The 6,956-nt window shown below is 41.5% G+C and carries 1 protein-coding gene, 2 tRNA genes and 3 rRNA genes; 5 read left to right on the top strand and 1 reads right to left on the bottom strand.

The window, feature by feature from the left end; translation table 11 throughout:
• Window positions 1-686 precede the first annotated feature (686 nt).
• The 5 genes from LS73_RS09460 (at window position 687) to rrf (ending at window position 6,448) form a co-directional block, all read left to right on the top strand.
• A 16S ribosomal RNA gene (locus LS73_RS09460) occupies window positions 687-2,185 on the top strand.
• 273 nt (window positions 2,186-2,458) lie between these two features.
• Window positions 2,459-2,535, top strand: a tRNA-Ile gene (locus tag LS73_RS09455).
• A 9-nt stretch (window positions 2,536-2,544) separates the two neighbouring features.
• Window positions 2,545-2,620: transfer RNA gene (locus LS73_RS09450), tRNA-Ala, on the top strand.
• Window positions 2,621-2,832: 212 nt separating this feature from the next.
• Window positions 2,833-6,087, top strand: a 23S ribosomal RNA gene (locus LS73_RS09445).
• Between the two features lie 245 nt (window positions 6,088-6,332).
• Window positions 6,333-6,448, top strand: a 5S ribosomal RNA gene (rrf, locus tag LS73_RS09440).
• Together the 16S, 23S and 5S rRNA genes with 2 tRNA genes alongside form the textbook arrangement of a ribosomal RNA operon.
• A gap of 308 nt (window positions 6,449-6,756) precedes the next feature.
• Here rrf and LS73_RS09435 read toward each other — a convergent pair.
• The coding region (locus LS73_RS09435; RefSeq protein WP_138070027.1) for a DUF2603 domain-containing protein at window positions 6,757-6,956 on the bottom strand (200 nt) is incomplete at its 5' end.

Genomic DNA, 6,956 nt, shown 5'->3' with positions numbered 1-6,956 from the left:
ACCCCCCAAACCCATTCAAACATCTTATTTATTGCTTATTACCTATGCTAAAACAGCCAGATTTTAATTTTTACTGATAAATTTACAATATTTTTATATATTTAAGAATAATTTAAGCTTTATAGTATTAGAATTTCGTTTCTCAAGTCGGGCGGCTTAAATAATCAAGATGATTATTTATTCCGACACGATGAAGGGTGTTGTTTGACTTAAAGCAATGATCTTTGAAAACTAAGCAAGACTATTTACACTTAATATTAGTGTCAAATATTCTTCAATTGTCATATTACAACTCGACTATAACTAAAATTTTAAATGTCTTAGATTGTTTATTTTCATCTAGCGAATTAGGTTTTGTTGAATGATATAAATCATTTTTGAGATTTAATAGTTTTAATTAAGTGATATATTGAGAGCATGGATAAACTTCAAGTAAATAAACCTAATATTAAGTCTTATATTATGTTCTATAATATTTAGATTTTTTATGTTGATAGTAGCTTTAACAATGTTTAAATATATTGTTTTAGCTTTTATCTAAAAGAGTTTGACTATTTAATTTATTTATTAGCTCAAACTCTCAAATTTTTATGGAGAGTTTCTGCCATTATTTTATTTTTGGCTCAAACTTCCATAGTTTTTATGGAGAGTTTGCTTACTAATATTTAGTTTGTCAAACTTCCATTTTTATGGAGAGTTTGATCCTGGCTCAGAGTGAACGCTGGCGGCGTGCCTAATACATGCAAGTCGAACGATGAAGCTTTTAGCTTGCTAGAAGTGGATTAGTGGCGCACGGGTGAGTAATGCATAGGTTATGTGCCCTTTAGTCTGGGATAGCCACTGGAAACGGTGATTAATACTGGATACTCCCTACGGGGGAAAGTTTTTCGCTAAAGGATCAGCCTATGTCCTATCAGCTTGTTGGTGAGGTAATGGCTCACCAAGGCTATGACGGGTATCCGGCCTGAGAGGGTGAACGGACACACTGGAACTGAGACACGGTCCAGACTCCTACGGGAGGCAGCAGTAGGGAATATTGCTCAATGGGCGAAAGCCTGAAGCAGCAACGCCGCGTGGAGGATGAAGGTTTTAGGATTGTAAACTCCTTTTGTGAGAGAAGATTATGACGGTATCTCACGAATAAGCACCGGCTAACTCCGTGCCAGCAGCCGCGGTAATACGGAGGGTGCAAGCGTTACTCGGAATCACTGGGCGTAAAGAGTGCGCAGGCGGGCTAATAAGTCAGATGTGAAATCCTATAGCTTAACTATAGAACTGCATTTGAAACTATTAGTCTAGAGTGTGGGAGAGGTAGGTGGAATTCTTGGTGTAGGGGTAAAATCCGTAGAGATCAAGAGGAATACTCATTGCGAAGGCGACCTACTGGAACATTACTGACGCTCATGCACGAAAGCGTGGGGAGCAAACAGGATTAGATACCCTGGTAGTCCACGCCCTAAACGATGAATGCTAGTTGTTGCCTTGCTTGACAGGGCAGTAATGCAGCTAACGCATTAAGCATTCCGCCTGGGGAGTACGGTCGCAAGATTAAAACTCAAAGGAATAGACGGGGACCCGCACAAGCGGTGGAGCATGTGGTTTAATTCGAAGATACGCGAAGAACCTTACCTAGGCTTGACATTGATAGAATCCTATAGAGATATGGGAGTGCCACTTCTGTGGAGCTTGAAAACAGGTGCTGCACGGCTGTCGTCAGCTCGTGTCGTGAGATGTTGGGTTAAGTCCCGCAACGAGCGCAACCCTCGTCCTTAGTTGCTAGCAGTTTAAGCTGAGCACTCTAAGGAGACTGCCTTCGTAAGGAGGAGGAAGGTGAGGACGACGTCAAGTCATCATGGCCCTTACGCCTAGGGCTACACACGTGCTACAATGGGGCGCACAAAGAGGAGCAATATCGTGAGGTGGAGCAAATCTCTAAAACGTCTCTCAGTTCGGATTGTAGTCTGCAACTCGACTACATGAAGCTGGAATCGCTAGTAATCGTGAATCAGCCATGTCACGGTGAATACGTTCCCGGGTCTTGTACTCACCGCCCGTCACACCATGGGAGTTGTATTCGCCTTAAGTCGGGATACTAAATTGGTTACCGCCCACGGCGGATGCAGCGACTGGGGTGAAGTCGTAACAAGGTAACCGTAGGTGAACCTGCGGTTGGATCACCTCCTTTCTAGAGAATTATGTTTAATCATTTAATTATGATTAAACTAGCTTGAAGCCTTTCTCTAACATATTGCTTAAAGAGTATTTAGTTATTTGTAATTTGATAGTAATTGAAGAAGTGTTATTTTTATATTTGATATTATATTGTGTATATAGCAATTGCATTATTGCAATATGATTCTTGCTTAGTTTTCAGAGATTATTAGCTTAGTAATATTGCATTGTTCTTTTAAGAGATTATGGAATCTACCAAAACTAGAATAGCTTTTTCTTAAGTAGAGGGCTTATAGCTCAGGTGGTTAGAGCGCACCCCTGATAAGGGTGAGGTCGGAGGTTCAAGTCCTCCTAAGCCCACCATTAATTAGAGGGGAATTAGCTCAGCTGGGAGAGCGCCTGCTTTGCACGCAGGAGGTCAGCGGTTCGATCCCGCTATTCTCCACCATTGACAAAGAATATGTAATTATTTCTTAATTACAAATGTATTAAAGTCTAATGCAAGGATTTTTTAGAATCTTTACATTAGACTTTTAAAGTCTAAATGTTATTTGAAAAATTATTGTTAATAGCCTAAAATAGTAATTAACTACAATTACGCGATATATTGCTTATTGAATAAAGACTTTCTTATATTCAATAAGGCAGTATCCTTAGAAGCAAAAAGCTTGTAAGGGCAAATGGTGGATGCCTTGGGTGATAGAGGCGATGAAGGACGTACTAGACTGCGATAAGCTACGGGGAGCTGTCAAGAAGCTTTGATCCGTAGATTTCCGAATGGGGCAACCCAATACCTAGAGATAGGTATTACCTTTAATGGAGCGAACCTAGCGAAGTGAAACATCTCAGTAGCTAGAGGAAAAGAAATCAAACGAGATTCTCCTAGTAGCGGCGAGCGAACGGGGAAGAGGGCAAACCAGTAGCTTGCTACTGGGGTTGAGGACTGCAATATCCACTGCAATCTTTTAGCAGAATATTCTGGAAAGAATAATCATAGAGGGTGATAGTCCCGTATGTGAAAAGAGATTGCTAGGTAGCAGTATCCAGAGTAGGTCAGGACACGTGAAATCCGGGCTGAAGCAGGGGAGACCACTCTCCAACCCTAAATACTACTATCACACCGATAGCGCACAAGTACCGTGAGGGAAAGGTGAAAAGAACCGCAGTGAGCGGAGTGAAATAGAACCTGAAACCATTTGCCTACAATCATTCAGAGCCCTATTGTGAGTCCCTTTGAGGAATTAGCTAGGCTTGTCTCTTGGGTGATTTTAAAGGAGCGAGAACATTGCTTCATTGCGGCGTATGTCTATATACGCCTCATTTGCAATGACCTCACAACCTTTAAACTCACCTCAAGATACTTCGCCATTTGCTTTGTTCTTTATGATTTCATAATTTTAAAGTTTTAAAATAAAGTGTGGAATCTTAAAAAAAGAACTCCAAAAAATTCTAGTATTATGCGTAAGATTTGCGGTAAGATTTATGAGTTTTGTAGAAAAAACTGCGGAGACTAGCCTTATGGCTATCGCACAAGATTTTTTCAAACTCCCGCAAAGATTGTGTATAAGCTAAATTTAGCCTGATTTTTCAAAGGGATTCACAAGGGTGATGGACTGCCTTTTGCATAATGATCCTGCGAGTTGTGGTATCTGGCAAGGTTAAGCAAACGCGAAGCCGTAGCGAAAGCGAGTCTGAAAGGGCGTTTAGTCAGATGCTGCAGACCCGAAGCCAAGTGATCTATCCATGGCCAAGTTGAAGTAAGTGTAATAGCTTATGGAGGACTGAACTCGTACCCATTGAAACGGGTTGGGATGAGCTGTGGATAGGGGTGAAAGGCCAAACAAACTTGGTGATAGCTGGTTCTCTTCGAAATATATTTAGGTATAGCCTCAAGTGATAGTAATAGGGGGTAGAGCTCTGATTGGGCTAGGGCTGCTCACCGCGGTACCAACCCCTGTCAAACTACGAATACCTATTACCGTATCTTGGGAGTCAGGCGGTGGGTGATAAAATCAATCGTCAAGAGGGAAACAACCCAGACTACCAACTAAGGTCCCAAAGTTCTATTCTAAGTGGAAAATGATGTGAAGTTACTTAGACAACCAGGAGGTTGGCTTAGAAGCAGCCATCCTTTAAAGAAAGCGTAACAGCTCACTGGTCTAGTGATTTTGCGCAGAAAATATAACGGGGCTAAGATAGACACCGAAGTTGTAGATTGTGCTGATGCACAGTGGTAGAAGAGCGTTCGTATCAGCGTTGAAGGCATACCGGTAAGGAGTGCTGGAGCGATGCGAAGTGAGCATGCAGGAATGAGTAGCGATAAAAGTGGTGAGAATCCACTTCGCCGAAAATCTAAGGTTTCCTACGCGATGCTCGTCATCGTAGGGTTAGTCGGGTCCTAAGATAAGTCCGAAAGGGGTAGTCGATGGAAAATGGGTTAATATTCCCATACCAACATAAGTGTGCGATGGGGGGACGCATAGGGCTAAATGGCGTTAGCTGATGGAAGTGCTAACTTAAGAGCGTAGATTGGGGGATTGGCAAATCCGCCTCTGTATTCGAAACTCAAATAGCTTCAAGCGGTCTTCGGACCAATTGGAGTGCCATTGATGCCGTCGTGCCAAGAAAAGCCTCTAAGTTTAGCTTATGTTGCCCGTACCGCAAACCGACACAGGTAGATGAGATGAGTATTCTAAGGCGCGTGAAAGAACTCTCTTTAAGGAACTCTGCAAACTAGCACCGTAAGTTCGCGATAAGGTGTGCCACAGCAATGTGGTCTCAGCAAAGAGTCCCTCCCGACTGTTTACCAAAAACACAGCACTTTGCAAACTCGTAAGAGGAAGTATAAGGTGTGACGCCTGCCCGGTGCTCGAAGGTTAAGAGGATTAGTTAGCAGCAATGCGAAGCTTTGAATTGAAGCCCGAGTAAACGGCGGCCGTAACTATAACGGTCCTAAGGTAGCGAAATTCCTTGTCGGTTAAATACCGACCTGCATGAATGGCGTAACGAGATGGGAGCTGTCTCAAAGAGTGATTCAGTGAAATTGTAGTGGAGGTGAAAATTCCTCCTACCCGCGGCAAGACGGAAAGACCCCGTGGACCTTTACTACAGCTTGGCACTGCCGATGGGAGCATTATGCGCAGGATAGGTGGGAGGCTTTGAAATCTTTACTCTGGTAGAGATGGAGCCATCCTTGAGATACCACCCTTAATGTTTCTGTCTGCTAACTAGCTTGAGTTATCCTCAAGTAGGACAATGCCTGGTGGGTAGTTTGACTGGGGCGGTCGCCTCCTAAAAAGTAACGGAGGCTTACAAAGGTTGGCTCATTGCGGTTGGAAATCGCAAGTAGAGTGTAATGGCATAAGCCAGCCTGACTGCAAGACAAACAAGTCAAGCAGAGACGAAAGTCGGTCATAGTGATCCGGTGATTCTGTGTGGAAGGGTCATCGCTCAAAGGATAAAAGGTACCCCGGGGATAACAGGCTGATCTCCCCCAAGAGCTCACATCGACGGGGAGGTTTGGCACCTCGATGTCGGCTCATCGCATCCTGGGGCTGGAGCAGGTCCCAAGGGTATGGCTGTTCGCCATTTAAAGCGGTACGCGAGCTGGGTTCAGAACGTCGTGAGACAGTTCGGTCCCTATCTGCCGTGGGCGTAGGAAAGTTGAGGAGAGCTGTCCCTAGTACGAGAGGACCGGGATGGACACGCCACTGGTGTATCAGTTGTTCTGCCAAGAGCATCGCTGAGTAGCTAAGCGTGGATGTGATAACCGCTGAAAGCATCTAAGCGGGAAGCCAACTCCAAGATGAACTTTCCCTGAAGGTCGCAGCAAGACTAGCTGCTTGATAGGGTAGATGTGTAAGCATAGTAATGTGTTTAGCTGACTACTACTAATAGACCGTTTGGCTTTTTTTCTAGGATACTGCCTTATTGAGTATAAGATTTAGAACTTAATAAGCAAAGTGTGATTGTAAGTGAATTGCTATTACTTTATTATAAAAATGAATTTAGAATAACATTTAGATTGTATAAAGAAATATATAAATGTAAATGAAGGGCTATTACATATAAGAAAAATGGAAATAAGGACAAAGTATATTTGGTTAGATAAAAACTTTGTAATTAATTATTACTTTGCAATTTGTCTTTATTCCCCTTTTTCTTGTGTCTATAGAGAGAAGGAAACACCTAGCTCCATTCCGAACCTAGCAGTTAAGCTTCTCTTCGCCGATGATACTGCACTTTTCAAGTGTGGGAATGTAGGTCGATGCAAGGATTGGGGGAAGTCTTTTCAAATTTCTTGATTGCTATAGAAATATTAGAATGCTTTTTTGTGCGAACAACTAAAATAGAATTATAATACGATATTAATTTTTTTCATATGTTTTTTATAGATTATCCTATTTATATAGTTTAATAATTTTTATGTCCTTTAATGCTTGATATTCTTTATATTAGCATATGTTAAACTATATATTGACTTTAATACTCCTTATCTCTTGATTATCATTTAATGTTTTATATTCTACTTTTAAACTAGTATTGTGAGTATATTTAGATATAAATTATCAATATAATAAAGATTTAGTGGAATAGATTGTCTAGTTGTAGGAATAAATTGGGATAATTAATTTTTATTTCTTGTGCTAGGTTTTTTATGTTTATCATAGGTAAGTTACCATCTTCTTGTCGGTGTTTTTCTAGTTCATGTATAGCTACAACCATAGTATCTTCTATATCTATAGGCATTAAATCTTTTATCTCATATCTTAATAAGATTTTTA

Origin of the sequence: Helicobacter muridarum (assembly GCF_000765805.2) — a bacterium.
Taxonomy (GTDB): Bacteria; Campylobacterota; Campylobacteria; order Campylobacterales; family Helicobacteraceae; genus Helicobacter_A; species Helicobacter_A muridarum.
The sequence above is the reverse complement of the archived record's forward strand: the minus strand, read 5'-3'. Positions and strand labels throughout refer to the sequence as shown.